Annotated in this window: 26 protein-coding genes; 12 read left to right on the forward strand and 14 right to left on the reverse strand. The window is 76.4% G+C overall.

Annotated elements, in window-relative coordinates:
- Positions 1-42: 42 nt before the first annotated feature.
- A complete protein-coding gene (locus tag MN205_RS07285; RefSeq protein ID WP_242125779.1) occupies positions 43-1,596 on the forward strand; it encodes a PHP domain-containing protein in 1,554 nt (517 codons plus the stop codon).
- A gap of 16 nt (positions 1,597-1,612) precedes the next feature.
- On the opposite strand, the gene fmdA is transcribed toward MN205_RS07285, so the two are convergent.
- Together fmdA and MN205_RS07295 are read right to left on the reverse strand one after the other, a co-directional pair.
- Positions 1,613-2,866, reverse strand: coding sequence for a formamidase (gene fmdA / locus MN205_RS07290; RefSeq protein WP_242125781.1), 1,254 nt, complete (start codon positions 2,864-2,866; stop codon positions 1,613-1,615).
- A 44-nt stretch (positions 2,867-2,910) separates the two neighbouring features.
- Positions 2,911-3,195, reverse strand: a complete 285-nt coding sequence (locus tag MN205_RS07295) for a hypothetical protein (protein ID WP_242125783.1) — start codon at positions 3,193-3,195, stop codon at positions 2,911-2,913.
- Positions 3,196-3,387: 192 nt separating this feature from the next.
- On the opposite strand from MN205_RS07295, the gene MN205_RS07300 reads away from it, so the two are divergent.
- Positions 3,388-4,284, forward strand: coding sequence for an alpha/beta fold hydrolase (locus MN205_RS07300; protein ID WP_242125785.1), 897 nt, complete (start codon positions 3,388-3,390; stop codon positions 4,282-4,284).
- 78 nt (positions 4,285-4,362) lie between these two features.
- Here the strand turns inward: MN205_RS07300 and MN205_RS07305 are convergent, their stop codons facing one another.
- Positions 4,363-6,093 carry a phospho-sugar mutase gene (locus tag MN205_RS07305; protein WP_242125787.1) on the reverse strand — a complete coding sequence of 577 codons (1,731 nt, stop codon included), beginning with the start codon at positions 6,091-6,093 and terminating at the stop codon, positions 4,363-4,365.
- Positions 6,094-6,160: 67 nt separating this feature from the next.
- On the opposite strand from MN205_RS07305, the gene MN205_RS07310 reads away from it, so the two are divergent.
- From MN205_RS07310 to MN205_RS07325, 4 genes are read left to right on the forward strand one after another with little or no spacing between them, the layout of a single operon-like run.
- Positions 6,161-6,316, forward strand: coding sequence for a hypothetical protein (locus MN205_RS07310; protein WP_242125789.1), 156 nt, complete (start codon positions 6,161-6,163; stop codon positions 6,314-6,316).
- A gap of 44 nt (positions 6,317-6,360) precedes the next feature.
- The gene (locus MN205_RS07315) at positions 6,361-7,404 is read left to right on the forward strand and encodes an NADPH:quinone reductase (RefSeq protein ID WP_242125791.1); all 1,044 of its coding nucleotides are present in this window, start codon (positions 6,361-6,363) and stop codon (positions 7,402-7,404) included.
- A complete protein-coding gene (locus MN205_RS07320; RefSeq protein WP_242125793.1) occupies positions 7,401-8,057 on the forward strand; it encodes a nucleoside/nucleotide kinase family protein in 657 nt (218 codons plus the stop codon). Before MN205_RS07315 ends, MN205_RS07320 begins: the two co-directional genes overlap by 4 nt.
- A gap of 23 nt (positions 8,058-8,080) precedes the next feature.
- On the forward strand, positions 8,081-9,157 hold the full coding sequence (locus tag MN205_RS07325; RefSeq protein WP_255818303.1) for a GTP-binding protein: 1,077 nt from the start codon (positions 8,081-8,083) through the stop codon (positions 9,155-9,157).
- Between the two features lie 10 nt (positions 9,158-9,167).
- Here MN205_RS07325 and MN205_RS07330 read toward each other — a convergent pair whose 3' ends face one another.
- Together MN205_RS07330 and MN205_RS07335 are read right to left on the reverse strand one after the other, a co-directional pair.
- Positions 9,168-10,817, reverse strand: coding sequence for a hypothetical protein (locus MN205_RS07330; RefSeq protein WP_242125797.1), 1,650 nt, complete (start codon positions 10,815-10,817; stop codon positions 9,168-9,170).
- Complete coding sequence (locus tag MN205_RS07335; RefSeq protein WP_242125799.1) at positions 10,814-11,707, reverse strand: ABC transporter ATP-binding protein; 894 nt, start codon at positions 11,705-11,707, stop codon at positions 10,814-10,816. Before MN205_RS07335 ends, MN205_RS07330 begins: the two co-directional genes overlap by 4 nt.
- 134 nt (positions 11,708-11,841) lie before the next feature.
- On the opposite strand from MN205_RS07335, the gene MN205_RS07340 reads away from it, so the two are divergent.
- Complete coding sequence (locus MN205_RS07340) at positions 11,842-12,759, forward strand: dihydrodipicolinate synthase family protein (RefSeq protein WP_242125800.1); 918 nt, start codon at positions 11,842-11,844, stop codon at positions 12,757-12,759.
- Between the two features lie 42 nt (positions 12,760-12,801).
- Positions 12,802-13,356: a GNAT family N-acetyltransferase gene (locus MN205_RS21700; RefSeq protein WP_242125802.1), complete on the forward strand. Its 555-nt coding sequence runs from the start codon at positions 12,802-12,804 to the stop codon at positions 13,354-13,356.
- A 20-nt stretch (positions 13,357-13,376) separates the two neighbouring features.
- On the opposite strand, the gene yidD is transcribed toward MN205_RS21700, so the two are convergent.
- Positions 13,377-13,658, reverse strand: a complete 282-nt coding sequence (gene yidD, locus MN205_RS07350; RefSeq protein ID WP_242125804.1) for a membrane protein insertion efficiency factor YidD — start codon at positions 13,656-13,658, stop codon at positions 13,377-13,379.
- A 141-nt stretch (positions 13,659-13,799) separates the two neighbouring features.
- On the opposite strand from yidD, the gene MN205_RS07355 reads away from it, so the two are divergent.
- The 3 genes from MN205_RS07355 (at position 13,800) to MN205_RS07365 (ending at position 17,044) form a co-directional block, all read left to right on the forward strand.
- Positions 13,800-14,828: an ATP-binding cassette domain-containing protein gene (locus MN205_RS07355; RefSeq protein WP_242125806.1), complete on the forward strand. Its 1,029-nt coding sequence runs from the start codon at positions 13,800-13,802 to the stop codon at positions 14,826-14,828.
- Positions 14,825-15,619, forward strand: coding sequence for an ABC transporter permease (locus tag MN205_RS07360; protein WP_242125808.1), 795 nt, complete (start codon positions 14,825-14,827; stop codon positions 15,617-15,619). The genes MN205_RS07355 and MN205_RS07360 overlap by 4 nt, the downstream gene beginning before the upstream one ends.
- Positions 15,620-15,886: 267 nt before the next feature.
- Positions 15,887-17,044, forward strand: coding sequence for a CAP domain-containing protein (locus MN205_RS07365; protein WP_242125811.1), 1,158 nt, complete (start codon positions 15,887-15,889; stop codon positions 17,042-17,044).
- 28 nt (positions 17,045-17,072) lie between these two features.
- On the opposite strand, the gene MN205_RS07370 is transcribed toward MN205_RS07365, so the two are convergent.
- From MN205_RS07370 to MN205_RS07405, 8 genes are all read right to left on the reverse strand, one after another.
- On the reverse strand, positions 17,073-17,930 hold the full coding sequence (locus MN205_RS07370) for a purine-nucleoside phosphorylase (protein WP_305037182.1): 858 nt from the start codon (positions 17,928-17,930) through the stop codon (positions 17,073-17,075).
- Positions 17,931-17,953: 23 nt separating this feature from the next.
- Complete coding sequence (gene mnhG / locus MN205_RS07375; RefSeq protein ID WP_242125815.1) at positions 17,954-18,367, reverse strand: monovalent cation/H(+) antiporter subunit G; 414 nt, start codon at positions 18,365-18,367, stop codon at positions 17,954-17,956.
- Entirely contained in the window at positions 18,364-18,627 is a 264-nt protein-coding gene (locus tag MN205_RS07380) for a monovalent cation/H+ antiporter complex subunit F (protein ID WP_242125817.1), read from the reverse strand. The genes mnhG and MN205_RS07380 overlap by 4 nt, the downstream gene beginning before the upstream one ends.
- Entirely contained in the window at positions 18,624-19,160 is a 537-nt protein-coding gene (locus MN205_RS07385) for a Na+/H+ antiporter subunit E (RefSeq protein WP_242125819.1), read from the reverse strand. The genes MN205_RS07380 and MN205_RS07385 overlap by 4 nt, the downstream gene beginning before the upstream one ends.
- A complete protein-coding gene (locus MN205_RS07390) occupies positions 19,157-20,710 on the reverse strand; it encodes a Na+/H+ antiporter subunit D (RefSeq protein WP_242125821.1) in 1,554 nt (517 codons plus the stop codon). Before MN205_RS07390 ends, MN205_RS07385 begins: the two co-directional genes overlap by 4 nt.
- A complete protein-coding gene (locus tag MN205_RS07395; RefSeq protein WP_242125823.1) occupies positions 20,707-21,150 on the reverse strand; it encodes an NADH-quinone oxidoreductase subunit K in 444 nt (147 codons plus the stop codon). The genes MN205_RS07390 and MN205_RS07395 overlap by 4 nt, the downstream gene beginning before the upstream one ends.
- Positions 21,147-24,074, reverse strand: a complete 2,928-nt coding sequence (locus MN205_RS07400) for a Na+/H+ antiporter subunit A (protein WP_242125826.1) — start codon at positions 24,072-24,074, stop codon at positions 21,147-21,149. Before MN205_RS07400 ends, MN205_RS07395 begins: the two co-directional genes overlap by 4 nt.
- Before the next feature lie 84 nt (positions 24,075-24,158).
- The gene (locus MN205_RS07405) at positions 24,159-24,611 is read right to left on the reverse strand and encodes a gamma-glutamylcyclotransferase (RefSeq protein WP_374115878.1); all 453 of its coding nucleotides are present in this window, start codon (positions 24,609-24,611) and stop codon (positions 24,159-24,161) included.
- Between the two features lie 103 nt (positions 24,612-24,714).
- Between MN205_RS07405 and MN205_RS07410 the strand changes: the two genes are divergently transcribed.
- Positions 24,715-26,154 (forward strand): NAD(P)H-quinone dehydrogenase, encoded by a 1,440-nt coding sequence (locus MN205_RS07410; RefSeq protein WP_242125828.1) that lies wholly within the window; start codon positions 24,715-24,717, stop codon positions 26,152-26,154.
- The last annotated feature ends 11 nt before the right edge of the window (positions 26,155-26,165 follow it).

A 26,165-nucleotide genomic window follows, 5' to 3' on the forward strand; every position in this document is an offset into this window, starting at 1 on the left:
GCTCGATTCCCGGGGTGAACGCCGCACTGGCAGGGTGGGGCCGTGCACTCCCACGGCCCGTCCGCCCCGCCCCCGCCCGTCTGGGAGAGCGTCGCCGCCTCCGACGGCGACACCCGGGACTTCGCCTGGTACGCCGGGGACCACCACATCCACACCACGTTCTCCCGCGACGCCATGTACGGCGTGGACGACCAGGTGCGGCGCGCGCGCGAGTGCGGGCTGGACTGGATGGTCATCACCGACCACGGCGGCCCGGACCACGCCAAGCAGTCCGTGGCGCTGCAGACCCCGCTCATCGCCGAGGCCCGCCGCCGGCACCCCGTGCTGGTGTTCCAGGGCATGGAGTGGAACGTCCCCGGCGCCGAGCACGCCACGTTCATCGCCCCCGACCACGAGGGCACCCCGGACCTGCTGGAACGCTTCGAGCGGATGTTCGACGGCGACGTGCTCGCCGCCGCCTCCAACCCCGGTGGCCCGCGCCTCATCGAGCACTCCGTGCAGGGCGGCCCGGAGGCCGAGCGGCTGGGGCTGGACGCGCTCGCCTGGCTCGTGGAGGAGCTGCGAACCGGTGAGGTCGGTGAGGCGCTGGTCCTGTCGAACCACCCGATGCGCACCGGGCGCGTCTCGCCGTCGAAGGTGCGCGGGTGGCGCGACGCCGCCCCGGGCGTGTTCGTCGGCTGGGAGGGCGCCCCCGGCCACCAGGCCGCGGCGCTGCCGGCGCCGCTGGGCCGCGGCCGCGGGCGCGGGCAGTACGACGAGTCGCCGGGCCGGTGGTCGTTCCCCGGGTACGACCTGGACCAGTACCGCACCTGGGGCGGTTTCGACGCCGCCACCGCGCGGGTCGGCGGGTTGTGGGACTCCCTGCTCGCCGAGGGCCTGCCGTGGTGGATCACCGCGAACTCCGACAACCACTTCGACCACGGCGACACCGTCGTCGTGGGGAACCCCGAGCGTGAGTTCTACGTCCAGCACGGCCACCGGGGGACGCCGGTGGACTCCGGTGTCGTGCAGCACGGGTACGTGGACTTCGCGCCCGGGTTCTACTCGCGCACCTGCGTGGGCGCGGTGCGCCGCGACTACCGCTCCGTCATGGCGGCGCTGCGCTCCGGCCGGGTGTTCGTCGTGCACGGCGGTCTCGTGCGCGCCGTCGAGGCCCGGGTCCGCCCCGGCGGCCAGGGACCCGGTGTCACGTTCGGCGCGCGCACCACCGTGCGCCGCGGCGGCGACGTGGAGGTGGAACTGCTCGTCGACCCCGCCACCGAGCCCAACGGCGGCGGGGAGGTGCCGCGCTCCGCGCGCTGGGACGTGATCGTCGGCACCGTCACCGGCCGCGTGGCCGACACCGAGCGCGACCTGTGGCAGGCCCCCGGCACCCGCGTGGTGGAGAGCTTCGAGGTGCCCGCGAACGCCCGCGGGCGCCAGCGGTTCGCCGTGACGCTGCGCGGGGTGGAGGACCCGTTCTACGTGCGGTTCCGAGGTGGCGACGGCCGGCACACCGACGCCGACGGGCACCCGCTGGTGGACCGCATCGGTGACTCCGACCCGTGGGACGACCTGTGGTGCTACACGAACCCGGTGTTCGTCGACGTGGAGTGACGAGCGCCCCGCCGCCTCAGAACGCGGAGCGGGGCACCCCTTGCCCGGGGTCGACGCGCGCGGGCCCGCCGGGGGAGGGGCGCACGTCGACGTCGAAGATCGCCGTGGGCAGGTACACCGTGGCGCAGGAGTTCGGGATGTCGACCACGCCGGAGAACCGCCCCTCGATCGGTGCGGCGCCGAGGATCACGTACGCCTGCTCCGGGGTCCACCCGAACTTCGTCAGGTAGTCGATGGCGTGCAGGCACGCGCGCTGGTAGGCCAGCTGGGAGTCCAGGTAGCGCTGCTCGCCGTCGAGGGTCACCGACGTCCCGGAGAACGCCAGCCACTGGCTGTACTGCGGGTCGGTGTTCCCGGGCAGGAACACGGCGTTCTCCGTGATCCCGTAGGTCTCCATCCCGCCGCGGATGACGTCGACGTGCAGGTCGATGAACCCGCCCATCTCGATCGCGCCGCAGAAGGTGATCTCGCCGTCGCCCTGGGAGAAGTGCAGGTCGCCGACCGACAGGTTCGCCCCGTCCACGTAGACGGGGTAGAAGACGCGCGTGCCCTTGGTCAGGTTCTTGATGTCCTGGTTGCCGCCGTTCTCCCGCGGGGGTGCGGTGCGGGCCGCCTCGCCGGCGACGCGGTCGAACTCCGCGCCCTGCAGGCTCCCCAGGATCGCGTCCTGCGCCAGCGGTGGCAGCGCGAGCGGTGGCACGCGCTCGGGGTCGGTGGCGATGAGCGCACCCTCGCGGCGGTTCCAGCGCGCCAGCAGTTCCGCGGAGGGTGCGGTGCCCATGAGGCCGGGGTGCACGATGCCGGTGAACGACACCCCCGGGACGTGCCGGGAGGTCGCGGTCTGCCCCTGGAAGTCCCACACCGCCTTGTAGGCGTCCGGGAACTGGTCGGTGAGGAACCCGCCGCCGTTCTGCTTCGCGAAGATCCCCGTGTAGCCCCAGCCCTGCCCGGCCAGCGGCCCGGAGTCCTCCTGCGGGATCGGGCCCAGGTCGAGGATGTCCACGACCAGCAGGTCACCGGGCCGGGCGCCCTCCACGGCGATCGGCCCGCTGAGCGCGTGCACCCGCGACAGCGGGGCGTCCCTGATGTCGTCGGCGGAGTCGTCGTTCCGGATCGCCCCGTCGAACCACTCGCGGCAGTGCACCCGGAACGACGTGCCCGGCCGCACGTGGACCTGCGCGGGGATGTCGGGGTGCCACCGGTTGTGCCCGACGAGCTCCTGCTCGGTGAAGGGTTTCGTGGAGTCCAGCGGGAAGACCACCTCGGGCACGTCGCCTCCTGGGTGTGCGCTGTTCGGGTCGGTGCGGAACCGCCTCAGGGGCGGGGGAGCCCGCGGTGCAGCGGGTTCACGGTGGTGGTGGTGCGCCGGCGCGCGGCCGGGGGTGGTGCGGTGACCACGTCGGGCGCCTCGCGGGTGCGTTCCGCGTCGTCCACCGCGCGCACCAGCGCGCGCGGCGCGAACGACAGCATCGGCCCGGTGAACGAACGCGGCGCCGGCCGCCCGCACGAGGGGCACTCGAACGTCGCGGGAGCGGTCCCGATGGGGCGGCTCACCTCCAGCGCGCCGTCCCGGTCGCACCGGTACTCGTACTGCGCCACGACACCTCCCGGAGCTGCGGACCGCCACGCCGTCGTGATCGCATGCTTCTCCGGTGCGCGTGGCGCGTCAAGGGCCGTGCCGCCACGAGTTCGCCGACCCGGTGGGGCGGGTTCCGCGCGCCCTCGTCACACTGGGCGCCGACCGCGACCCCGCCGGGCTCACCGCCGAGCCCCGCACCTGATGGAGGCCCCGTGACCAGCGACGCCGTCGTCGGCTCCTTCCCGTCCCCCGCGGACGGCCTGCCCCTGACCACGTACCGCTGGGCGGACGTCCCCGGCGAGCCGCTGGGCGTGGTGCAGGTCGCGCACGGCCTGGCCGAGCACGGCCGCCGCTACGCGCGCCTTGCCGCGGCGCTCAACGCCGCCGGGTTCGTCGTCGCGGCGGACGACCACCGCGGTCACGGTTCCTCCACCGGACCCGGTGTTCCCCTCGGCGGTTTCGGGGAGGTGGGGTTCGCCGGTTTCACGGCCGACATCGCCCGGTACGGCGAGCTGCTGCGCGATGAGCACGGCGGGCTGCCGGTGTTCCTGCTCGCGCACTCCCTCGGCTCGATGGGCGCGCAGAACGTCCTGCTGGAGCGTTCCGACCTGTACGACGGCGTCGTCCTCAGCGGCTCCACCGCGCTGGACGGCCTGGTCGACGTCGTGCGCTCGCTGCCGGCGGACCAGCCGGGCCTGGCGGCGTTCAACGCGCCCTTCGAGGACCGCACCGGGTTCGAGTGGCTCAGCCGCGATCCCGCGGAGGTGGACGCCTACGTCGCCGACCCGCTGTGCGGGTTCGCCACCGACGAGGCGATCCTCGCCGGTGCCCTGGCCACCGCTGCCGCGACCGCCGACCCCGCCCGGCTCGCCGGTGTCCGCGCCGACCTGCCCGTGCTCGTCGTCAGCGGCACCGAGGACCCCGTCGGCGGCACCGGCGGCGACCTGCTGGTGCGTCTCGTGGAGCGCTACCGCGCCGCCGGGCTGCGGAACGTGACGCTGGAGCTGCTGCCCGGTGCGCGGCACGAGGTGTTCAACGAGACGAACCGCGAGGAGGTCACCGCGCTCGTGGTGGCGTGGCTGCGGGAGCGGGCCCGCGCCGCCCGGTGACCCCGCGACGGTGAGCGCTCGACCGTGCGAGACCACGGGGGCGGCGGGGGCGGCGGGGGCGGCGGGGGCGGCGGCGGGTCAGCCGATGCCGGTGGCCGCGCGGACGTCGTGGCGCACCGCGTCGAGCCGTTCCGCGGCCACCAGCCGCGCCGCGGCGAGGTCGTCGTCGCCCGCGGCGGCCTCCACGTCCACGACGACCTCGCAGTAGCACTTCAGCTTCGGCTCGGTGCCCGAGGGCCGCACGACGACGCGGGCCCCCTCGGCGGTGCGCCAGCGCAGCCCGTCGGTGGGCGGCAGCCCGTCCACGCCGTCGCGCAGGTCCTCCACGCTCGCCACGGGCGAGCCGCCCAGCTCGGCGGGCGGCTGCTCGCGCAGCCGCGCCATCGCCGTGCCGATGAGGGAGAGGTCCTCCACGCGGATCGATACCGGGCCGGTGACGTGCACGCCGTCGCGGCGGGCGACGTCGTCCAGGACGTCCAGCAGGGTGCGCCCGTCCGCGAGCAGCCGCCGGGCCAGCCGCGCGGTGAGCACGGAGGCGGAGACGCCGTCCTTGTCGCGCACCACCGCGGGGGCGACGCAGTACCCGATGGCCTCCTCGTAGCCGAAGGAGATCCCGGGGACCCGGGCGATCCACTTGAAACCCGTCAGGGCGGGGGAGAACCGGGCCCCGTGGGCGGTGGCGATGCGCTCCAGGCCCTGGGAGCTGACCACCGAGCAGGCCAGGACGGCGCCGGGGGCGGCGAGGTGCTCGCCGAGCACCCAGCCCAGCTCGTCGCCGGACAGCGCCCGCCACGCGGAGCGGTCGCCGCGCTCACCGGTGGGCACCGCGACGCAGGCGCGGTCGGCGTCGGGGTCCACGGCCAGCACCAGGTCGGCCTCGACACGGGCCGCCAGGTCCAGCGCGAGGTCCAGGGCGCCGGGTTCCTCCGGGTTCGGGAACGCGACCGTGGGGAACGCCGGGTCCGGGTCCGCCTGCTGCGGCACGGCGTGCACGTCGCCGAAACCGCTGCGGCGCAGCGCCTCCGCGAGCACCTCGCCGCCGACGCCGTGCATCGCCGTGGTGACGACGCGCAGCTCGCGCGCCGGTCCCGGGTGCTCCGGCAGCCCCGTGGCGGCCAGGACCGCGTCCAGGTAGTCCGCGAGGACGTCCTCGCCGAGCACCCGCCAGCCGCCCTCCGCGCGGGGCAGGTCCGCCAGCGGGCCGACCGCGGCGATGGCCGCGGCGATCTCGCCGTCCACCGGCGGAACGATCTGCACGCCCCGGCCGTCCTCGCCGCCGGCGCGGCCACCCAGGTAGACCTTGTAGCCGTTGTCCTGCGGCGGGTTGTGGCTGGCGGTGACCATGACGCCCGCGTCGGCGTCCAGCGCGCGCACCGCGAACGCGAGCACCGGGGTGGGCAGCGGCCGCGGCAGCAGCAGCACCTCGCACCCGGCGGCGGTCAGGACCGCCGCGGAGTCGTCGGCGAACTCCCGCGAGCGGTTCCGCGCGTCCAGGCCGATCACGACGCGGGGGCGCTCGAAGCGCTGCACCAGCCACGCGCCCAGCCCGGCCGCGGCGCGCTGCACCACGGCGCGGTTCATCCGGTGCTCGCCCGCACCCACCGCACCGCGCAGCCCCGCCGTGCCGAACTCCAGCACCCCGGAGAACCGGTCCGCCAGGTCCGCGACGGCGCCCGCGTCGCCGCCCTCGGCGCCCGCCAGCACCGCCCGCAGCTCCTCGCGGTCGCGCTCGTCGGGGTCGTCGGCGATCCAGGCGAGGGCGCGCTCGCGCAGGTCCCCGGGCAGGGCGGTCGGCTCGGTCGTGCTCACGGGCCCGACCCTACGACCCGCCGCAGGGGGGTGGCGCGGGCACGCGGTGCCGCGCCAGGCTGGCCCCGTGAGCGACGAGGTGAGCACCCCACCGGCCGCGGTCGCCCGGGGCGACGACGAGCTGCGGGTGCCGTTCTGGATCGTGCTGGCCGGGGTCGGCGCCGGCGCCGCCTGGGCGCTGGCCGGCGTGGCGCTCGGCGCGCGGTTGGCCCGCCGCCGCTGACCGGCGCGGGAACAACCCCCGCCGGTGCCTGGTTCGCCGCCGGTGTGAAGGCGATCGTCTACAGCGAGTCCGGTGGCACCGACGTCCTGCGGCTGGTGGAGCGCCAGGTGCCCGAGCCCGGCCCGGGTGAGGTGCGCGTGCGCGTGGCCGTCTCCGGGGTCAACCCCACGGACTGGAAGTCGCGCAGCGGCGCCACGGCCGCCGCGCCGGACGGCGAGGTGGTGCCGAACCAGGACGGCGCCGGCACCGTGGACGCCGTCGGCGAGGGCGTGAGCGGCCTCGCCCCGGGCCAGAGGGTGTGGGTCTACATGGCCGCGCAGGGCCGCCCCACCGGCACCGCGCAGGAGGTCACCGTGCTGCCCGCCGAGCGGGTGCTGCCGCTGCCCGACGGTGTGCCCTTCGACGCCGGTGCCGCCCTGGGCGTGCCGGCCGTCACCGCCCACCGCACCCTCACCGTCGCCGAGGACGGCCCCCGCCGCCTGGGCCCCGGTGCCCTGGCCGGGCGCACCGTGCTCGTCGCCGGCGGCGCGGGCGCCGTCGGGCACGCCGCGATCCAGCTCGCCCGCTGGGCCGGTGCCACCGTGGTCGCCACCGTCAGCGGCCCGGAGAAGGCCCGCCTGGCCAGCGCCGCGGGAGCCCACCACGTCGTGAACTACCGCGACGCCGACGCCGCCGAGCAGGTGCGCCGCGCGGCCCCCGACGGCGTCGACCAGGTCGTCGAGCTGGCGCTGGGCGCGAACCTGGAGCTGGACCTGGCCGTGGTGCGCCCGGGCGCGAGCATCGCCGTGTACGCCAACGACGGCGGCGTCCCCGTGGAGCTGGACGTGCGCCCCAACATGGTGCTGAACACCCGCTTCCAGTTCGTCCTCATGTACACGATGGGGCAGCACAACCTCGACGCCGCCGCCCAGGACGTCACCGCCGCGCTGCGCGACGGCGCGCTGCCGGTGGGCGAGGAGCACGGCCTGCCGCTGACCCGGTTCCCGCTGGAGCGCACCGCCGACGCGCACGCCGCCGTGGAGGCCGGCACCGTCGGCAAGGTGCTGATCGACGTGGGGCAGGACGCGGCGGGCCCGGCCGGCGCGTGAGCACCGCGCCCGCGTTCGGCGACCTCGTCCGCCGCGCCCTGGCCCTGCCGGGGGACCGGGTGCTGCTGGGGCTGGCGGGGCCGCCGGGCGCGGGCAAGACCACGCTCGCGCGCGCCCTCGTCGCCGCCGTGCGCGAAGCCGCCGGTGACGAGAGCGCCGCGCAGCACGTGCCGATGGACGGCTTCCACCTGGCGGACGTGGAGCTGGACCGGCTGGGCCGGCGCGGGCGCAAGGGCGCCCCGGACACCTTCGACGTCGCCGGGTACGCCGCGCTGCTGCGCCGGCTGCGCGGGCAGGGCGCCGGGGAGGTCGTCTACGCCCCGGCGTTCGACCGCGAGATCGAGCAGCCGGTGGCCGGCAGCGTGCCCGTGCACCCCGGCACCCGGCTCGTCGTCAGCGAGGGCAACTACCTGCTGCTGGACGGACCCTGGGCGGGCGTGCGGGAGCTGTTCGGCGAGGTGTGGTTCGTCGCCGGCGACGCCGCGCAGCGCACCGGGCGCCTGGTGCGCCGGCACGTGGAGTTCGGCAAGGAGCCGGACGCCGCGCGGGCGTGGGTGGCGGCGGTCGACGCGCCGAACGCCGACCTCGTGGACGCCACCGCCTCCCGCGCCGACCTGGTGCTCACCGGGGACCTCGACCTGCCCACCACCTGACACCCGCCGGGGGCCGGGAGAGGATGGGCCGCGTGCCGCGCATCCCCGTCGTCGTCCTCGCCGGCTTCCTCGGCGCCGGCAAGACCACCGTCCTGAACCAGCTGCTGCGCTCGGCCGCCGAGGTGCGCCTCGGCGTCGTCGTCAACGACTTCGGCGCCATCGGGGTGGACGCCCTGCTGGTGGCCGGGCTCGCCGACGACACCGTCTCGCTGGAGAACGGCTGCCTGTGCTGCAGCACCGAGGACGGCAGCGTGGAGGAGCTGCTGGCGCGCCTGGCGGCACCCCGGGGCGGTGAGGTCCTCGACGCGATCCTCATCGAGGCCAGCGGCGTCGCCGAGCCGGCGGCGATGGTGCGCCGGGTGCTGCTCAGCGGCGTCGAGGGCATCGAGTACGGCGGCCTGGTGGTGGTCGTGGACGCCGTGGAGTTCGAGGCGACGAGTTCGCGCCACCCCGCGCTCGGCGACCACGTCGCGATGGCCGACGTGGTGCTGCTGACCAAGACCGACCTCGTGGGGGAGGCGGAGCTCGCGCGGGTCGCCGCGCACTGCCGGGAGCTGAACCCGTGGGCGCCCGTGGTGCCCGCCGCGCAGGGGCGCGTGGATGCCCGGCTGCTGTTCGACGAGCGGCCCGCGGTGCAGCGCCAGCTGACGCTGGGGGAGGCGGTGGCCGAGGAGCACGGCGACCACCTCCACACCGCGTACGAGACCGTGGAGTTCACCAGCGACGAGCCCCTCGACCCGCGCGCGTTCGTGCGCTTCCTGGACGGGCGGCCCTCGGGGGTCTTCCGCATCAAGGGCTTTGTGCGCTTCGCCGCGCCCTCGCACCCGCAGCGGTTCGTGCTGCACACCGTCGGCGCGGCCGTGCGCTTCGAGCGCACGGCCTGGCCGCGGGGTTCGGCGGGCCGCACGGAACTCGTCCTCATCGGCGCCGGGATCGACGAGGCGGCGCTGCAGGGGGACCTGCGAGCCTGCGTGGCGGGCGGTCCGGTGGCGGACGAGGAGATGGCGATGATGGGCGTGCTGCGCAACACCGAGGGCGTCGACACCGAAGGTGTCGACGGCGCCGGTGCCGAGGACCCGGACGGCGGCGGGGCGGGCTGACGCGGGCGCGTCAGCACAGCAGGTCCCGGCGCCGGTACCCCGCTGCGCCGACGACGGCGAGCAGCACCGCCACGAGCGTCATCACCAGCGCGGCGGCCGTGCCGGCGGGTTCCAGCGGCACGAGCGCCAGGTGCGCGAACGGCGAGACCTCCCGCACCCACGCGGGGGCGCCGGTGCTGTCGGCGAGGATCTGCAGGAGGAAACCCCCGACCGCGGGCAGCGAGCCCACCAGGGCGGTGGCCGACGGCAGCCACCCGGCGGCGAGCACCGCCGCTCCCAGGCAGAGCAGCGCCACCGGTGCCGTGCTCCACGTGCCGCGCAGCGCGTCCGCGAGCGGGAGGCCGCCCCCGGCGGCGGTGCCGCACCAGGTGGCGAACGCCGCCACGGACAGCAGGGTGAGGACCCCAGCGGCCGTCACCGCGGCCTCGGTCCCCAGCAGGCGCAGGCGACCCACCGGCCCGGCCGCCGGCAGCGCCAGGCGGCGGTCCGACTCCGCCGCCACGAGCGCCGCGATCCGCACCGCGGCGAACACGCCGACCGGGACGGGCAGCAGCGAGAACACCGTCGCGGTGAAACCCCGCACGCTGTCCAGCGCCGCGAAACCCGCCTGCCCGGCCAGGTCGCTCACGGCCGCGTCCTGCGCCAGGAACTCCGTTAGGGCGACCGCGGTGGTGCCGATGAGCAGGTAGTAGGCGCCGATCCCCGTGGACCACCCCGCCACCGGCCGCAGGGCACGGCGCACCGCGAAACCCCCCACCGAGCCCAGCAGCGCCGTGCGGGCCCGCCGGTGCGCGGGGCGTGCGAGCAGGCCCGAACCCACGTCCCGCCGGCCGGCCAGGACCAGCGCCACCGCGGCGAGCGCCGCCGCCGCCGCGAGCAGCAGCAGGACGGGCAGCACCCGGTCCTGCGCGTACGGCCGGCTCAGCCCCAGCAGCCCGAACGGCGAGGCCCAGCGCAACCCCTGCCACCCGGGCACCCCGTCGGCGACGGACCGGGTCAGCAGACCCGCGCCGAGGGCCGCGACGGCCGCACCGGTGGCGGCCGAGCGGGTGCCGAGGACCTGCGCGGCCAGCGCGGCGACGGCCGCGGAGAACAGCCCGAGGGCGGCGATCCCGGCGCCGTGGACGGCGGCGCCGCCCGTCGGGGTCCCGGCGAGGACGAGGGCCGCCGCGAGGGCCGCACCCGTGGCGGTCACCACTGCCGCCACCGCGAGCAGTTGCCGGCCCACGGCCGTGCGCAGCCGCACCGGGCCGGCCAGCAGCAGGTTCCAGCGGCCCGCCTCCTCCTCCCCGCGGGTGGTGCGGGTGGTCGCCAGCGCGGCCCACGCACCGACCAGGACGGCGACGGGGGTGCCCGAGCGCCACACGGTGAAGCCGCCGGCGGTCTCCAGCGCGACGGGCTCCCCGAACAGGGTGCGCACCGCCGGGTTCTGCGCGACGGCCAGCAGGCCGGCGAGGGTCGCGGGGTCGGCGGCCAGGGCGTCGAAGCTCGCCGCGACGGTCGCCGTCAGGGCGACGGCGACGAGCAGGGTCGCCAGCCCGCCGCGTCGCACCTGGCGCAGCGCCAGGCGCCCCACGGCCCGGCCGGTGCCCGGCGCGGCGGCCGGGACGGCGGGGACGTCCGGGACCCGCGCGGGTGCGGGGGAGGTGCGCGTGCTCACCGCACCGCTCCTTCCCCGTAGTGGTCCAGGAAGACCTCCTCCAGGCGGGGTTCGCGCACGCTGAGCGCGGTGACCCCCGCCGCGGCGAGCTGACCCAGCACGGGGCCGGGCGAGCCGGTGAGCGAGAACCGCAGCCGCCCCTCGCCGGTGCTCTCCACCCCCTCCACGCCGGGCACCGCCTCCAGGCGCGGCGGTTCCCCCGTGAACGTGACGGTCACCTCGCTGCGGTGCAGGCGGCGCAGCTCCGGCACGCCGGCGACCTCCACGAGGCGGCCGGCGCGCAGGATGCCGACGCGGTCGCACACCGCCTCCACCTCGGCGAGCTGGTGGGAGCACAGGAACACCGTCCGCCCCTGCTCCCGGGCCTCGACGACGGCGCGGCGGAACTCCCGCTCCACCAGCGGGTCCAGGCCGCTGGTCGGCTCGTCCAGCACGAGCAGCGGTGCCCGGCTGGCGAAGGCCGCCACCAGCGCGACCTTCTGCCGGTTCCCGCTGGAGTACGTGCGGGCGGGTTTCGAGGGGTCCAGGCCGAACCGCTCGACGAGCTCGTCGCGGCGCGCGGTGTCGGTGCCGGCCCCGGTGGCGGCCAGCAGGTGCAGCACCTCGGCCCCGGTCAGCTTCGGCCACAGCGCCACGTCGGCGGGCACGTGCGCCAGCAGCCGGTGCGCGCGGGCGACGTCGGACGCGTCGACGCCGAACACCTCCGCGCGCCCGGCCGTGGGCCGGGCGAAACCCAGCAGCAGGCGGATCGTGGTGGACTTCCCCGCGCCGTTCGGGCCGAGGAAACCGAACACCTCTCCGACGGGGACGTCCAGGGACAGGTCGTCGAGGGCCGTCGTCCGGCCGTAGCGCTTGGTGAGGCCGACGGCGCGCAGCGCTGGTCCGCTCATGGTGGGGAACCCTTCCGGTCGTCGCCGATCTGACCGCCGACCAGACTTCCCGGCACACCGAGGAGGAGCGTACGCCGATCGCACGGCCCGGGACAGGGGATTCCCACGCGTCGTCGCTGTGGCAGGGTCCCGGTGTGCAGAAGAACCCGCAGCAGGGTGCGTCCCGGCCGTTCACCGGGCTGGTCGCCTACCCGCCCACCCCCTTCGACGCGTCCGGTGCGGTGGACACCGCGGCGCTGCGCGACCTGGTGACCCGTCCGGCCGCCGGTGGCGCCGACGCCGTCGCCGTGCTCGGGACCTCCGGCTCGGGGGTGTACCTCGACGCGGACGAGAGGCGCGCCGTCGTACGGCACGCCGCGCAGGCGCTGCGGGGTTCGGGGGTTCCCCTGTACGCGGCGGTCAGCGCCCTGTCGACCCGGGACGCGGTGGCCGCCGCCCGCGACGCCGTGGACGCCGGCGCCGACGGGGTCCTCGTCTCGCCGGTGGGGTACGTGCCCCTCACCGACGAGGAGGTGGTGCCGCACGTCGCGGCGGTGGCCGCTGCGGCAGGGGTCCCGGTGTGCTTCTACAACAACCCGACCACCACCCGCTACGACGTGACGCTGCCGGTGCTGCGGGAACTGGCGGGTGCCGGTGCGGTGGCCGCCGTGAAGGACACCGCCGCCGGCCCGGAGCAGTGGCGCGAGCGCCTGGCGGGCTACCGGGACGCGGGGCTGCCGTGCGCCGTGGGGCTGAGCCGGGACGTGCTGCTGCTGGGGGCCGGCAGCGCTGCGGACGCCTGGCACTCCGGCGTCGCGGCGCTGCTGCCCACCGCCTACGCGCGCTCGCGCGCGGCCGTGGTCGCCGGGGACGGGCCGGAGGTCGACCGGTGGACGGGGTTCTTGCGGCCCGTCGTCGAGGAGCTGGCGCGGCTGCGCCCGATCGCCGGTCTGCACGCCCTCGCGGCTGCGCTGGGCGTGCCGGCGGGGGCGCCGCGCGCACCCCTGCGCCCCGCCCCGGACGCTGCGGTGAGCCGGTTCCGCGAGCTGGTGGCGGCCCCGGCGGCGGGGTGACCCCGCTCGCCCCGCTCCCGGGCGGCCTGTGAGGCTGCGCGGGTGGGCAGCGCAGCGCAGGACCGGGCCGGGGTGGGGTTCCGCTGGGCGAGCGCGCCCGGTCAGGTGGGAGCTCCGGAGCGTCGGCGCCTGCTGGAGTGCTGGGTGGAGGTCAGCAACGCCGGTGGTGCGGTCGGCTTCCCCCGGCTGCCGGTGGACGAGGCCCGGGTCGGCCCGGTGCTCGACGAGCTGCTGGCCGGGCTGGGACCGCACCGGAGCCTGCTGCGCGCCCTGGACGGCGCGGAGCTGCTCGGCTGGCTCGCGCTGGACGTGCCGGACTCCGAGGTCACCGGCCACCGGGGACGGGTCTCACGGGTGCAGACGGCGCTGCCGGCCCGCGGGCGCGGGGTCGGCAGGGCGCTGATGGCCGAGGTCGCCCGGCACGCCCGCGACGACCTCGGCCTGGACCACCTCGTGCTGGAGGTGCGCGGCGGCGCCGGGACCGAGCCGTTCTACGAGCGGCTCGGGTGGGTCCGGCACGGCCGGCACCCGCGGGCGCTGCGCATGCCCGACGGGTCGCTGCGCGACGAGCTGCACCTGCACCTGCCGCTGCGCTGAACCGCGCAGCCCCGCACCGCTCAGAAGCGGAAGGGGATGGGGATCGGCCCGCAGCAGCACACTCCGCGCCCACCACCGGCCATGAGCAGCGACGCGGCCTGGTAGCAGGCCAGGAACCGCACGGCGCTGGGCACGGCGCCGCCCAGCAGCCCGCGGCTGCGCACGATGCTGCGCACGGCCCCGGAGCAGGAGTCGCCGCCGTGGGCGACGCGGTGGGCGCACGCGTATCCCTTCCGGGGTGAGATCCGGCGCTGGTAAACGTCGCACAGGGCGTCGAACGCTCGGGCTGCGGGGCTCGTCATGCCCCGACGCTAGCGCCGTCGCGGCCGCGGCGCCCGGCGTCGAGGCGATGAGTCCGGCGCCGGGCGCCGGTCACCTCCCCGACGGCTGGTCGACGGTAAAGGAGCGGCGTGGTGTCGGAGGTCTTCCCTAGGGTTCCGGTCATGGCAACGGCGAGCACGGCGGCCGCGCGGGCGGTGTCCCCGGCGGTCGAAGCGCGGGGACTGGTGAAGAGGTACGGCGACGTCACCGCGGTGGCGGGCGTCGATCTGACGGTGCCGGCCGGCACCGTCCTGGCCCTGCTGGGCCCCAACGGCGCCGGCAAGACGACGACGGTGCGGATGCTCACCACGCTGCTGGTCCCCGACGAGGGGACCGCCACCGTGGCGGGCGTGGACGTCGTGGCCGACCCGCGCGAGGTGCGCCGGCGCATCGGCCTGTCCGGCCAGTACGCGGCGGTGGACGAGAACCTCACCGGGTTCGAGAACCTGGACATGGTGGGCCGGCTGTACCACCTGGGGCGCAAGCGCTCGCGGGAGCGGGCGTGGGAGCTGCTGGAGCAGTTCGACCTCACGGACGCGGCCAAGCGGGTCGCCAAGACGTACTCCGGCGGCATGCGCCGCCGCCTGGACCTCGCGGGCGCCCTGGTGGCCGAGCCCCCGGTGCTGGTCCTGGACGAGCCGACCACGGGGCTCGACCCGCGCAGCCGCAACGACATGTGGGAGCTGCTGACGCGGATGGTCGGTGGCGGCACCACGCTGCTGCTGACCACGCAGTACCTGGAGGAGGCCGAACGCCTCGCCGACGACATCGTCGTCATCGACCACGGCCGCGTCATCGCCCGCGGCACCGCCGACGAGCTGAAGACCCAGGTCGGCGGGCAGCGCGTGGAGGTCGTCGTTGCCACCGACGGCGACGTGGACGCGGCGGTGGCGGTGCTGCACGAGGTGGCCGTCGGCGAGCTGCAGGTGGAGCGCCGCGCGCGCCGGGTCACCGCACCGGTGACCTCGGGCACGCAGGTGCTCGTGCAGGTGCTGCAGCGCCTCGGCGAGGTGGGCATCGTGCCGCTGGACGCGGGGCTGCGCCGCCCCACGATGGACGACGTCTTCTTGACGCTGACGGGCAAGCCGGCCGACGAGGTCGCCGGCGTCGACGAGCCGGCGCGGCCGGTGGGGGAGGGGGTGCGGCCGTGAGCGCGGTCGGGGTGGTGCTCGCCGACAGCTCGGTGATCGCCAAGCGGAACATGCTGAAGATCACGAGGATCCCCGACCTGCTGGTCGGCACCCTCATCTCGCCCATCATGTTCATCCTGCTGTTCGGGTACGTCTTCGGCGGCGCGATCGACGTGCCGAACTACCGTGAGTTCATCGTGCCGGGCATCTTCGCCCAGACGGTCATCTTCGGGGCCACCATCACCGGCGCCGGCATCGCCGACGACATGCAGAAGGGCATCATCGAGCGGTTCCGGTCGCTGCCGATGGCCCAGTCCGCGGTCCTCGTGGGGCGCACGGCCTCGGACGTCGTCCTCAACGTCATCGTCACGGTCATCATGTCGCTGACCGGTCTGGTGATCGGGTGGCGGATCCGCACCTCGTTCCTCGACGCGGTCGTCGGTTTCGCGCTGCTGCTGCTGTTCGCCTACGCGCTGTCGTGGGTGATGGGCCTGCTCGGCCTGCTCATCCGCACCCCGGAGGCGTTCAACAACCTGACGTTCCTGACGATCTTCCCGCTGACGTTCATCACGAACGCCTTCGTGCCGCTGGAGACCTTCCCCGGCCCGTTGCAGACGATCGCGCAGTGGAACCCGGTCTCCACCCTCGTGCAGGCGGCGCGCGAGCGCTTCGGCAACGTGCCGCCGGGCACCGAGCTGGGCACCTGGTCGCTGCAGAACTCCGAGCTGTACACGCTGCTGTGGATCGTGGTGATCCTCGCGGTGTTCGTGCCGCTGGCGACCCGGCAGTACCGGCGGGCCGCCGCCCGCTGACGACCGGCCCCGACGGCTCCCCTCCCGCACCGCGGGGGCGGGAGCCGTCGGCGCGCCGGGGCCCCGCGGCCCGCCCTCGGGCCACCGGCACCCAGCGCCCGCTCCCGCTCCGGCCGACCCGCCCGGTTCACCNGGACGGGTGAACCGGGGCCCCGCTTCCCCGGCTCGCACCGCTCTCCACGCTCAAGACCGCCCTCGACCGGCCCGATCCCCTCCGTGGAACGCCCGCGACAGGCGGGGCCGGCGAGCGAGGCGGAGGTGCGGGGCGTGTTCACGAGCAGCGCGGGGACGATCGGTGCGAGGGCGACCGGACGCGGCCGGCGCACCGCCGTGCGCCGGGCGCTGAGCGGCCTGCTGGCCGCCGGTGCGCTGGTGGGGACCGCCGCGGGCACGGCCACCGCCGCGCCCGCTGCCGTCCCCGCCGCACCCGCCGCACCCGCCGCGGTCACCCTGGCCTCGGCGCTCGCCGCACCCGACACGGACCTCGCCACGCAGAAGCGCCAGGTCGTCGCCGGCATCAACGCCGAGCGCGCCGCCCACGGCCTCGCCCCCCTCGCCGAGTTCGGCGACGTCTCCGCCGTCTCGCAGCGCTGGGCCGAGGCGCAGGCCGCCAGCGGCTCCTACCGGCACAACCCCGAGTTCTCCGCGCAGCTGAACGGGTACGCGGGCAAGGGCGAGATCATCCACCTCAGCTACCAGACCCGCAACGACGGGAACTGGGCCGTGCGCGGCTGGATCGGCTCCGCGCCGCACCACGCCGTCATGCTCGGCGACTTCACCGGCATGGGCGTCGGCATCGCCGTCGGCCCGGCGCGCGTCCCGAACGCGCAGACCGAGGTCTACTACGTGGTGAACACCGTCAAGGGGACCCGCCCCACCACCAGCACCGTCTCCGCCCCGGCCACCGGGACGTGGACCAACCACGGCGTCACCCACCGCCTGCAGGGTTCCATCCTGGCGCGCTACCAGGCGGCCGGCGGCCCCGGCAGCGTCCTCGGCCTGCCCACCACGTCGGAACTCAGCACCCCCGACGGCGTCGGCCGCTACACCCACTTCGACGGCGGCTCGGTGTACTGGACGCCGTCCACCGGCGCGCAGGTCGTGCGCGGAGCGATCCGCGGCACCTGGTCGGCCCTCGGCTGGGAGAACTCCGCCGTGGGGTACCCGGCGGGGGAGGAGTTCGCGGTGCGCGACGGCGGCCGCGTGCAGCGGTTCGCCCGCGGGCTCGTGTACTGGACGCCGAAGCTCGGCGCGCACGAGGTCCACGGCGCGTTCGGCGCCACCTACGCCGCCCAGGGCTGGGAGAGGGGCTCCCTGGGCTACCCCCGCACGGGGGAGCACGCCGTCGAGGGCGGCGTGCGCCAGGAGTTCCAGGGCGGCACCCTGACGTGGAACCGCGCCACCGGCCGCGTCACCCGTTCCTGAAGGATCCCGGGCACCGGCGGCGCGCCGCTCACAGCAGCGGCACGACCCCCGCGAGCAGCGCGGCGCAGCGCGGCGCCGCCTCGAGGACCTCCTCGAGGACCTCCTCGTGCGAGAGCGGGTGCTCCTGCACGCCCGCTGCGAGGTTCGTCACCAGCGAGAACCCCAGCACCTCCAGGCCGGCGTGCCGGGCCGCGACCGCCTCCAGTGCCGTGGACATGCCCACCAGGGTCGCCCCCAGCACCCCCGCCATGCGGACCTCGGCGGGCGTCTCGTACTGGGGCCCGTGGAACTGCGCGTACACGCCCTCCGGGAGCCCCGGGTCCACGGTGCGGGCCAGGTCGCGCAGCCGCGAGGAGTACAGGTCCGTCATGTCGACGAACGTGGCGCCCTCCAGGGGGGTGGCACCCGTGAGGTTCAGGTGGTCGGCGATGAGCACCGCCGAGCCGGGGGCGATGGCCGGGTCCAGCCCGCCGCAGCCGTTCGTCAGCACGACCGTGCGGCAGCCCGCCTCCGCGGCGGTGCGCACCCCGTGCGCGACGGCCCGCACCCCGCGGCCCTCGTAGAAGTGGGTGCGCGGCAGCACCAGCGCGTGCAGCGGTTCGTCGTCCTCGCGCTCCACGCGGAGCGAGCGGATCGTGCCGGCGTGGCCGACCACGGCCGGCGGGGTGAACCCGGGCACCTCGGTGCCGGGCACCTCCGCGACGACCTCGCCGAGGCGGTCCGCCGCGGCCGCCCACCCCGACCCCAGGCACAGCGCCACGTCGTGGTGCGCCACGCCCGTCAGCTCCGCCACGCGCGCGGCCGCGCGGGCGGCGAGGTCGAACGGGTCGTCGGCGTGGCCGGTGGAGTGGCGAGCGGGGGGAGCGGCTTTCGTCACGCGCCCCAGCCTAGGTCGTCGCGGCGCCCCGCTCAGCGCCCGGGCGCGTCGCCCACCGGCCCGTCCGGGTCGTCCGGGTCGTCCGCGTCGTCCTCGCCCGCCCCGGCGCCGCCGACGGCCCGCGCCAGGTCGTCGTGGACGAGCCCGTCGCGCGGCACCGCCCCGGAGCGGTGACCGGCGCGCGCCAGCACGTGCGCGGACACCGGCGCGGTGAGCACCTGGAAGAACGCCACCAGCAGCAGGGAGGCGATCACCCCGACGCGGTGCGTGAACTGCAGCGCGCAGCCGGCCAGCACCAGCAGCAGGCCCGCCACCTGCGGCTTGGTTCCGGCGTGCATCCGCAGCCACAGGTCGCCGAAGCGCACCAGCCCCACCCCGGCGGTCACGGCCAGCAGGGCGCCGAGCACCACCAGCACCCCGGAGACCACGTCCAGCACGGCGCTCACCGGTCGTCCCGCCCGACGAACCGCGCCACCGCCACCGAACCGGCGAACCCCAGCAGCGACAGCACCAGCAGCACCGCCACCAGCACGGCCGAGCCCTGCGAGGCGGCGGCGACCGCCGCCCCGCACAGCAGGACCGCCACGAACACGTCCACGGCGGCGGCGCGGTCCAGCGTGGTCGGCCCGCGCACCAGCCGGACCAGGACGAGCACGGCCGCCACCGACAGCAGCGCCAGCGCGACCCAGACGAACAGCGGCGTCACCGCGTCCCCCCCTCCGGCGCCGCGCGCCGCTCCCCGGCACCGGTGGCGGGCAGCGCCCGCCGCACCCGCGCCTCCAGCTGCAGGACGTCCTCGCGCACGCGCTGCGGCAACCCCTCGACCGGGCCGGTGACCGGCACGTGCACGTACAGGGTGGCCGCCGGCACGTCCACGTCCACCGTGAGCGTCCCCGGCACCAGGGTCAGCAGCTGCGCCGTCGTCACCAGCACGGCGTCGGAGCCGTCGCGCAGCGGCACGGCGACGATCGCCCCCGCCGGCGCGGGCCCCGGCCGCACCGCCAGCCACGCCACCTGCACGCTGGAGCGCGCCAGGTCCATCGCGACGTGGCCGGCCAGGAGCACCACCCCCACCGGGGACGGCCGGCGGCTGGGCCGCGCCGCCGGCAGCGGGAACACCACCCCCAGCACCAGCACGACCAGCACGCCACCGAGGACGTTCAGCGCGGTCACCCGCCCCCACAGCGCCAGCCACACCAGCAGCATCACCGCGCCCACCGCGACGCGCGACCACTTCACGGCTCGGCCCCCGGGTCGTCCACGCCGCCCACCACGCGCAGGTACCGCTGGGCGTCCAGGGTGTCGCGCGCGGCACCCTCGGCGACCGACAGCAGCGGGCCGCCGACCAGCGACAGGGCGGTCACCGCCACCACGACACCGGTCGTCGCGGCCACCATCGACCGTCGCGGGCGCTCGCCCCCGGCGGGCCCGTGCACGGGCTCGCGGGGTTCGTCCGGCCCGTCGGCGCGCCCCAGCCGGCCGGACCAGAACACCGCCGACCAGGCGCGGGCGATCGCGTAGAGGGTCAGCAGGCTCGTCACGACGGCGGCGACGACCAGCACCCACGCGTCCCAGCGGCCGTCGGCGACCCCGGCGCGCAGCAGCGCCAGCTTGCCGAGGAAACCGGAGAACGGCGGGATCCCGGCCAGGTTCAGCGCCGGCAGCAGGAACAGCACGGCGGTGCCCGGGGTCAGCGCCGCCAGCCCGCCCAGCCGCCGCAGCGACGTCGTGCCCGTGCGGTGCTCCACCAGCCCCACCACGAGGAACAGCGCCGTCTGCACGAGGATGTGGTGCACGGCGTAGAACACGGCCGCCGCGACGCCGGCGGCACCGCCCAGCGCGATGCCGAACAGCATGTAGCCGATGTGGCTGACCAGCGTGAAGGACACCATGCGGCGCAGGTCGTGCTGGGCGACCGCCCCCAGGATGCCCACCACGAGCGTCGCCAGCGCCACCGCCATCAGCAGCACCCGCAGGGTCTGCGGGTCGAACAGCAGGTCGTGCACGCGCACGATCGCGTACACGCCCACCTTCGTCAGCAGCCCGGCGAACACCGCCGCGACCGGCGCTGCCGCCGCCGGGTAGCTGTCCGGCAGCCACCCCGACAGCGGGAACGCCGCCGCCTTGATGCCGAACGCCACCAGCAGCACCAGCTGCAGCGCCGTCGCCACCGCCGGCGGCAGCGCCCCGATCCGCCCCGCCAGGTCCGCCATCGCCACCGTGCCGGTGGCCGCGTACACCAGGCCCACCCCGGTGAGGAACACCAGCGACGACGCCAGCGAAACCACGACGTACGTGGCGCCCGCGCGGATCCGCGCCCCCGTCCCGCCCAGGGTCAGCAGCACGTAGCTGGAGGTCAGCAGCACCTCGAAACCCACGTACAGGTTGAACAGGTCCGCCGCCAGGAACGCGATGCACACGCCGGCGGTCAGCGCCAGGTAGGTGGGGTGGTAGATGGAGACCGGGCTCGTGCCGGTGTCGCCGGTGCGGCCCTGGCCGACGGAGAACACCATCACCGCCAGCGTCACCAGCGAGGACGTCAGCAGCACCAGCGCCGAGAGGCGGTCGGCGACCAGGCCGATGCCCACCCCCGCGGGCCAGCCGCCCATCGTCACGTGCTGCGGGCCCTGCGTCACCGCCAGCACGAGCAGCGCCGCGGAGGCGCCCACGACCGCCGTCAGCACCGTCAGGCTCACCGCCCGCTGCGCGCGGGGGCGCTGCCCCAGCACCAGCGTGACGGCGCAGCCGAGCAGGCACAGCAGCACGGGCAGCGGCACGAGGACCCTCACCGGGGGGCACCCCCTGCGCGCTCGTGGCGCTCGTCCCGGTCCGGGTCCCCGGGCCCGGCCGCGCCGGCCGGTTCACCGCGCGTGCGCCGGTGCGGGCCCGCGTCGTGCACCACGTCGTCGTCCTCCAGGCGGCCGAGCCGGTAGGACAGGGCCAGCCCGAACGCGGTCACCGCGAACGTGATGACGATGGCCGTGAGCACGAACGCCTGCGGCAGCGGGTCCGCCGCCGACGCGAGCTCCTCCTCGGGGACCGCCCCGCCCGGTCCCGCGATCGGGGCCGGCCCGGCCGGGCCGGCGGCCGCGATGAGCAGCAGGTTCACCCCGTTGCTCATCACCACCACCCCCAGCACGACCCGGCTCAGGTGCCGGGAGGTCAGCAGGTACACGCCCACGGCGACCAGGCCGGCCACCGTGACGGTCAGCACCACGGTCGGGCTCACGACACCTCCTCCGCCTCGTGCTCACGTTCGCGCTCGCGGCTGACGTCCACGCCGGCGCCCAGGCTGCGCAGCACGTCCAGCACCGTGGCCACCACGACGAGGTACACGCCGACGTCGAAGGCCAGCGACGAGACCAGGTGCACGGTCCCCAGGACCGGCAGGTGCAGGTCCACGGAGGCGCTCTCGAGGACCTGGCCGCCCAGGAACAGGGGGACGACCGCGGTGACCCCCGCGATCAGCAGGCCCAGCCCCAGCAGCGCGCCCGCGTCGACGCGGGCGGCCTCGCCCAGCTCGTAGCGCCCGCCGGCCGCGTAGCGCAGGAACAGCGCGATCCCGGCCACCAGGCCGCCGGCGAACCCGCCGCCCGGCTGGTCGTGCCCCACCAGCAGCAGGTGCACGGACAGGACCATGACGACCCCGAACACCAGCCGCACGGCCGCCTCCAGCACCGCCGAGCGCCGCCCGGGCGGCAGCGTCCCCGCCGCCGTCAGCCACGGCCGCTGCGGGGCGCTGTCCGGCCCCGGGTGCAGGTCCTCCTCCCCGCGCCAGCTCGACGCCAGCCGCGCCTCGTCCTCGCCGGGGGACTCGTCCAGCGCCGGCGCGCGGCCGGCGCGGTCGCGCAGGAACACCAGGCTCGCCACGCCCGTCGCCGCCGCCGTCAGCACCGTGATCTCCCCGTAGGTGTCCCAGGCGCGGACGTCGACGAGGATCACGTTGACGACGTTGTCGCCCTCCTCCACGGCCAGCCGGGCGACCAGGTCCGCGATCGGCTCGGCGGTGCGCGAGGCCAGCGCCACCGCCGACAGCAGCGCCGCGACCACCCCCGCGCCCGCGGCCGCGAGCACCCGCACCGCGCGCGAGGGGCCCCGCCCCCGCCGCCCCGGGGCCTGCTCGAAGCGCGCCGGCAGCCGGCGCAGCACCAGCAGCGCCACCGCCAGCGTCACCGTCTCCACCAGCGCCTGCGTCAGCGCCAGGTCCGGCGCCCCCGCCACGACGAACAGGCCGGCCAGCGCGTACCCGGACACGCCGACGACGAGGAACGCGGAGCGGCGGTTGCGCAGCGCCGCCGCGGCGACCGCCGAGGCCAGGCACAGCGCCGCCAGCAGCGGCTGCGCCGGCGCGTCCCACGCCCGCCAGCCGGTGGGCCAGGCCCCCGCGGACAGCGCCAGCACCAGGCCCGTGCCCGGCCCGGCCACCAGCGCGGCCGCCACGACCAGCACGTACTGCGGCAGCGACCCGCGCTGGTGCGCGCGGGTGGTGCGCGCCGCCACCGCGTCCAGCCCGCGCAGCGCACCGTCCTGCACCCGCCCCGCCGGCAGCGCGCGCAGCGCCGGCACCGCCAGCCGCTCCTGGGCGCGCAGCACCGGACCGCGCGCCGCCACCAGCAGCGCGGCGCCGCCCAGGGCCACCGCCGAGGCCGCCAGCGCGGGCGTCAAGCCGTGCCACAGCGCCAGGTGGTACGGCTCGCCGCCCTCGGAGGGGCGGTCCGCGACCACCGCCGAGACCAGCGCGTCCACCGGCCCGGGGAACAGGCCCAGGACCAGGCTGCCCAGCGCCCCGGCGGCCGCCGGCAGCACCAGCGCCGCGCCGGGCCGGTGCCACGGCGTCGGCTCCGCGCCGTCGCGGTCGCCGAACGCCCCCAGCACGAACCGGGCGCTGTACGCGGCGGTGAGGACCGAGCCGACCACCAGCACCGCCAGCACCACGTGGTCGGCGGCACCCGCGTGCACCGCGAACGCCTCGAAGCCGGCCTCGTGGGCGATGAACCCCAGCGTCGGCGGCACCCCCGCCATCGACGCGGCCGCGAGCACCGAGATCACGAGCAGCGGCCGGGCGCTGCGGCTCAGGCCGGACAGCTCCCGCACGTCGCGGGTGCCCGCCGAGTGGTCGATCGCGCCGGCCACCATGAACAGCGCCGACTTGAACATCGCGTGCGCCAGCAGCAGCGCCGCCCCCGCCAGGGCGGCCGTGCGGCCCCCCGCGGCCAGCAGGACGACCATGAACCCCAGCTCGCTGACGGTGCCGTGCGCGAGCAGCAGCTTCAGGTCGTGCTGGCGCAGCGCCCGCCACGCGCCCACGACCATCGTCGTCGCCCCCACCGCGATCGCCGCCGTGCGCCACAGCGGGACCTGCTCGAACACCGGGGTGAACCGCGCCACGAGGTAGACGCCGGCCTTCACCATCGCCGCGGCGTGCAGGTACGCGCTGACCGGGGTGGGAGCCACCATCGCCCCCGGCAGCCACGCGGTCACCGGCAGCAGCGCCGACTTCGTGATCGCCCCCGCGAGCAGCAGGACGGCCGCCACCGCCACCGCGGCGCTCGCCTCCGGCGGGTCCGCCAGCAGCTCGGAGATGCGGGTGGTGCCCGTCTCGACGGCCAGCAGCACCACGCCCACCAGCAGCGCCAGGCCGCCCGCGGTGGTCACCAGCAGCGCGTGCACGGCCGCCCGCCGCGCCTCGCCGCTGCGCCCGCCGGAGCCGACGAGCCACCAGCTCAGGACGGTGGTGACCTCCCAGCACACGTACAGCAGCACCAGGTCGTCGGCCAGGACCAGCCCGAGCATCGCGCCGGCGAAGCCGACCAGCGCCGGCACCGTGCGCACCCGGGCGGCGGCCTCCTCCTCGTCGGCGAAGTAGCCCGCCGAGTACGCGAGCACCAGGGAGCCGACGGCGGCGACCACCAGCACCAGCAGCCCCGACAGGGCGTCCAGCCGCAGCGTCACCGACAGGTCCAGGCCCGGCACCCACGCCAGCTCCGCGGTGCGCACGGCGGAGACCCCGTCGACCGCCCACACCCGCGCCAGCCACACCACCGCCGCGAGCGGCAGCAGCGCGGTCAGCAGGACGCCGCGGGTGCCCCAGCGCCGCACGACGGGCACGGCGAGCAGGGCACCGGCGACGTGGGCGATCAGCAGCAGGGCCATGGTCCGGCCCACGCTAGGGGGGCGCGGCGCCCTCGGCCCGTCGAGCCGGGCGCGAGGCCGGGCGGGGGAGCCGGTGCGCGCGGGTCAGGCGTCGTTCGAGCGGCAGGGCCGCGCGCGCAGCGCCAGCACGTAGTCGTGGGGGGCGCCGCCGGCCTCGGCCGCGTCGGCGAGGCCGCCGAGGTAGCGGGCCGTGGGCTGCCCGCCCTCGTAGTCGTCCAGCACGTACGTCCACGCCACGACGTCGCCGTCCAGCGTCGACACCCGCACCCGCACCTTGCGGAACAGGCCCAGCGCGGCACCCTCCAGCTCGTCCAGGCGCTCGGCGTCGGCCTCGGCGATGTCGTACAGCGCCACGTACACCTGGTCGCCGGGGGCCTCCACGACCGTGGCGACCGGGCCCTGCCAGCTGCGCTCCTCCCCGCCGAACGTCAGCCGCCAGTCCAGCAGCCAGCCCGTCGAGCGCAGCGGCGAGTGCGGCGCTTTGCGCGCCATCGCCTCCGGGTCGAGGTTGCTGGCGTACGCGGCGTAGGCGGGCACGTGGGCGGGCACGAGGGAAGACTGTAGGACGCCGCGCGCCGTCGCGGTCGCGCGGCGTGCGGCCGGGGTGACCGGTGTCGGGGCCGTGGGCGACCATGGTCCCGTGAGCCCCACGAGCGCGTCCCCCATCGCCCAGCGCCAGCGCGTCGCCGTCCTCGGCGGTGGCCCCGGCGGCTACGAAGCGGCCCTGGTGGCCGCGCAGCTCGGCGCCGACGTCACCGTCGTCGAGCGCCAGGGCCTGGGCGGTTCCACCGTCCTGACCGACGTCGTGCCCTCCAAGACCCTCATCGCCACCGCCGAGACCATGGCGACGGTGGGCGGCGCCAGCGAGCTCGGCGTGCGCTTCCCCGGCGGCGCCACCGACGACACCGAGCCCGCCGGGGCCGTCAGCGTGGACCTCGCCCGCGTGCACCAGCGCGTGAAGTCGCTGGCCCTGTCGCAGTCGGCGGACGTGCGCGCCCGCCTGGAGAAGGAGGGCGTGCGGATCCTGTCCGGCGACGGGTGCCTGGACGGCCCCCACGCCCTCCTCGTCGCCGACGGCCCCGACGCGGGCGAGCGCGTCGAGGCCGACGTCGTGCTCGTCAGCACCGGCTCCAGCCCGCGCACGCTGCCCGACGCGCAGCCCGACGGCGAGCGCATCCTCACCTGGAAGCAGGTGTACGACATCGAGGAGCTGCCCGAGCACCTCATCGTCGTCGGCTCCGGCGTCACCGGCGCCGAGTTCGCCAGCGCCTACGACGCCCTCGGCGCGCACGTCACCCTCGTCTCCAGCCGCGACCGCGTCCTGCCCGGCGAGGACGCCGACGCCGCCGAGGTGCTCGAGGAGGTGTTCCGCCGCCGCGGCATGGACGTGGTCGGCCGCTCGCGCGCCGAGAAGGTCGAGCGGCACGGCGACAGCGTCACGGTCACCCTCTCCGACGGGCGCACCCTGGAGGGCTCGCACTGCCTCGTGGCGGTCGGCGCGATCCCCAACACCGCCGGCATCGGCCTGGAGGAGGCCGGGGTGTGGACGTCGGAGTCCGGGCACGTCGACGTCGACAAGGTCTCGCGCACCTCCGCGCGTGGCGTGTACGCCGCCGGCGACTGCACCGGCGTGTTCCCGCTGGCCTCGGTGGCCGCCATGCAGGGGCGCATCGCCATGTGGCACGCCCTGGGCGACACGGTCTCGCCGCTGCGGCTGCGCACGGTCTCGTCGACGGTGTTCACCAGCCCGGAGATCGCCACCGTCGGCTGGACGCAGAAGCAGATCGACTCCGGTGAGGCGCAGGGCGAGATCGTCAAGCTGCCGCTGGCCACCAACGCGCGCGCCAAGATGCTCGGAATCCACGACGGGTTCGTGAAGCTCTTCTGCCGCAGCGGTTCCGGCACCGTCATCGGCGGTGTCGTGGTCGCCCCCCGGGCCAGCGAGCTGATCTTCCCGCTGACGCTGGCGGTGGAGAAGCGACTCAACGTCGACGACGTCGCGCACGCGTTCACCGTGTACCCGTCGCTGACGGGCTCGCTGGCCGAGGCGGCGCGGCAGCTGCACGTGACGGGGGAGTAGCGGGACGTCCG

The organism is Kineococcus sp. TRM81007, from assembly GCF_022669155.1.
GTDB lineage: Bacteria > Actinomycetota > Actinomycetes > Actinomycetales > Kineococcaceae > Kineococcus.